The sequence below is a fragment of the Okeania sp. SIO2B9 genome, from assembly GCF_010672505.1.
GTDB classification, from domain to species: domain Bacteria; phylum Cyanobacteriota; class Cyanobacteriia; order Cyanobacteriales; family Microcoleaceae; genus Okeania; species Okeania hirsuta.
In genome coordinates this window covers 1-3,786 of record NZ_JAAHGK010000770.1, presented here as the reverse complement: position 1 = coordinate 3,786, position 3,786 = coordinate 1, and the positions used below count along the sequence as shown (strand labels likewise).

The 3,786-nt window shown below is 32.3% G+C and carries 1 protein-coding gene; it reads right to left on the bottom strand.

Features of this window, described 5'->3' with window-relative positions:
• Positions 1-516: 516 nt before the first annotated feature.
• A complete protein-coding gene (locus F6K13_RS23085) occupies positions 517-3,612 on the bottom strand; it encodes a UPF0182 family protein (protein ID WP_124146438.1) in 3,096 nt (1,031 codons plus the stop codon).
• Between the last annotated feature and the right edge of the window lie 174 nt (positions 3,613-3,786).

Below are 3,786 nucleotides of genomic sequence, written 5' to 3'. Positions count from 1 at the left end.
TCAAATCCTCCACTTCCTAGAGGAGAGTCGATAATTTTGTAACGTTGTCTCAAGATTTTTCCAGACTGCATTTTCAGTTATCAGTTATCAGTTATCAGCTTTTTTAGTTATTAGTTACCAGTTATTAGATTTCTTCTTATTCAGTTATCAGTTATCAGCTATTCTTCAACAATTAGCAATTAAAGAATTCAACTCATTCATTATTAATGATTCTTTATTTTAGTGGGCATGTATAGTTTTTTGGCCTAAGTTATTTGAGTATATATGAGCGCACTTTTTCCATTATAAGTATAATACCATGTCAAGTTTTCTTGTCAACCCCCCCCCTTTTTTCAGTTATCAGCTTTTTCAGTTATTAGTTATTAGTCTAAATAGAATAAATTTAATTTCTTCAGGATTTACGCACGGAAACTAAATCCAGTGAGGGCGAATGCCATTCGCCCCTACATATGGCGTTTTCAAGGTTAATTTGTGTAAGTCCTGTTCTTCCTTCTTCCTTCTTCCTTTTTCATCGACCTATTCCAAAGGTGGCACAACTAAGGGTTGTTCTAATGGTTCTACTTCAAAAACTTCTTTTAATGCTTCATCTAAAGTTGGTTTCATTACAATTCGGTTTTCATAAGAAACAATAACTCTAGCTAAAGTTGGCAAACTATTTTGCTCTGCTTCTAAATAAATCGGTTCCACATAGAGTAAGGATTGATTAATTGGTATTACTAATAAATTTCCTTGAATTGCTTTCGATCCTTGACGATCCCAAAGAGAAATTTGCTGCGATATTTCTGGATTTTGATTAATCAAAGCTTCAATTTGTTCAGGACCATATATTAATCGTTGTTTAGGGAATTGATATAAAAGTAATTTACCGTAATTTGGTGCATCCGATCTAGCTGCCAACCAAGCAATTAAATTATTACGACTTGCTGGAGTATAGGGTAGAAAAAGAATAAATTCTTCTGAAGTTTCTGCTGGTAATTTTGTAATTAAATAATAAGGTTCTACTTTCTGCTGTTGATTACCATAAATCTCAATAGGTACTCGCCACAAATCTTCCCGATTATAAAATACACGGGGGTCATCCATGTGATAAGTTGCCAATAGTTCGGATTGTACTTTAAATAAATCTACTGGATAACGGATATGAGTATAGAGACTTTTTGGCATTTCTGCTATGGGAGAAAACATATTAGGAAAAACTTTTTTCCAGGTTGTAATAATTGGGTCTTTAGGGTCAGCAACATAGAATTTTACTGAGCCATTGTAGGCATCAATTACAACTTTTACTGAGTTACGAATATAATTAAATTCGTTATTTTCTGGGTCAGAATAAGGATAGCGATCGCTTGTAGTATAAGCATCAAAAATCCAGTAGAGGTAACTGGGAGTTGTTTGAGTAACATCTTGTTTGCCGAATTGAGGATTAGCTACTACTAAATATGGGTCTTGGTCATAACGTAGAAATGGAGCGATCGATCGAACTCTGGCATTAATATTGCGGCGATATAAGACTTTAGTTGTAGGTATAAATTTATTAGTGAATAACATTCTCCAGTTCTTCAAATATTTAGCAAATACCCATCTTTTCCAGCTTGTACCGATGACAATACCACCACTGCCACTATAAGTGTTATAGGTATTTGTTTCTCCACTGGGATAGTCTAATTCTCTATCTTTTTCCGCAGTGGAAGTAATGACATGAGTATTGGTAAGTTCTCCATAATAAATTCTAGGTTTACCAATAGGAATACTGAATCTAATCCTTTCTAATACTTCTAAGGTACTATTCTTTTTAAGAGTTGGATCTGGTCCGATATTTTTAACGAAATATTCTGGTAATCCACTTTCTTCAACTTGATTAACTGGAGAAAGAGTAAAACCATAGCCATGAGTATAGACTAAATGTTCATTGACCCAAGTTTGTGCTGGTTGAGGCACAGATTCATAGTTTAGTTCTCTAGCTGCGATGATTACTTGTTGTTTTTCGGTAGGATTATTTTTTGTTCTTTCTTCTTTTTTCTTCAGGAATGTATAGCGGTCTATATCGGCATTTTTAAATTCATAATATGGTCTGATTTCTTGTAATTGTCGATTCGTTTGTAAAATTGGTCTTGTATCCCAAAGGCGAATATTTTCAATGGTTAATTTATTATTTATTAAGTCAGTATAGGTAAGTTTATTTTCTGGGTCAAATAGTTTTACTTCTAATTTTTCTGGATCGAAATATGCTTCTCTAGTAAATTTAATACTACGTTTAATATATGGACTTTCTCGTTCTATTTCGTTAGGTTGTACGATGGTTATTTGTACAATTTCTGGTAATAACCAACCAGTTACTGCTGCGATGGCTAAATACCATGTTAATATAGCCCTTAATGAATAGCTATTAGCAAACAGTTTTGCACTCAATTTTCTCTTTTTTTTCCTTCTTCGACTCAAACGCAAAAATCGGAGACTGGCTTCAATATAAGGCTGAATATTTTTAACAGAAAAAATTGCTTGCCAAAACAAAAATAATGCAATTAATAATGCTAAAACTGCCAAAAATATATAAGCAGGAAGCTGAACTTTGACATCTGTGTAACCAGCACCATAGATGACACCACGCTGAGAGTAAAGTAATTCAAAACAAGCTAGAAAGTAACTATATGCTATGGTTAATATCAAACCTCCACCTAAAGCATGAAGATGTCGTTGTTGTTGTTGGGAAAATTGATGAAAATTGCCTTTACTTAGACTATTTCCAGACAATAAATAGATGAGAGTGCAAGCAACCAGTCCATATAAAAATAATCCGACCAACCAAAATTTTAATAATTGTAAAACGGGAATTTGAAAAACATAAAAACTGATATTGATATGAAATAAATCTTCTCTTTCAGGAAAGGGAGTAGCATTAAATAGTTGTAATATATTTCCCCAATGACTCGAAAGAATAAAACTAAAAACTAAACTTAGTACTATCGCAAATATACTTAACCATAATATAGGATTAACAGTGATAACAATACCTAATACAATAAATAATCCTAATAGCCACCAGTTAGACGGTATTTGACTGAATATTTGCCAAATTGATTCTACGCTAAATTCTGAAGGAATTTGTGGAGATACCTTTGCAACTGTGAAATCAGGATACCAGTAATCAGTAAATACCTGAATATAATGGGTTAGAATCAGTCCTATTAATAAAATTAATCCTAATACTAAACATAACAACCAGCCTAGACTAAATGAGGGTTCAATACGCAATTTACTTGATGGCATAGTTACTGGTGGAATTAGCATTATTTCTTCATATACTTTGGTTTTTCGATTGTGATTTTTTGGATACTTAAATATACTCGCTAGTCTGAGATTTGCTAAAAAGAAGACTGATGTAACTACAAAAGTAATTATCCATAATAAAGTTTCTGTTTGCAATTTAGTTATTAGTACGGGCAAATAATTAAGTTCTTCAAACCATAAAAATTCAGCCAATATATTAGTCGATAAATCAAATGCTGCCCACAATCCTAAGAGAATGACAAATATAATTAATATCTGTAGGAAGTTGAGTTTTTCTAGTGTTTTGGATAACCTAAGTTTTAGCTTGTAAATAATATTTAATTTCATGGTTTATAATTTTCGATTAGTTGTTTTATAGCAATTTTATTGAGTTTATATACACTCAATCCCAATCAATATATTATTCTATGCAGCTTCTTATTAATTTGGTATAATCTCATATCCGGATAATTAACGATCAAAAAACTTTTTCCCTTCAAGCCTTTTCTTCCCTTCTGCCTT

Excerpts from the sequence above, each read along its gene's own strand:
- F6K13_RS23085 (WP_124146438.1), bottom strand. The coding sequence starts at position 3,612 with ATGAAATTAAATATTATTTACAAGCTAAAACTTAGGTTATCCAAAACA.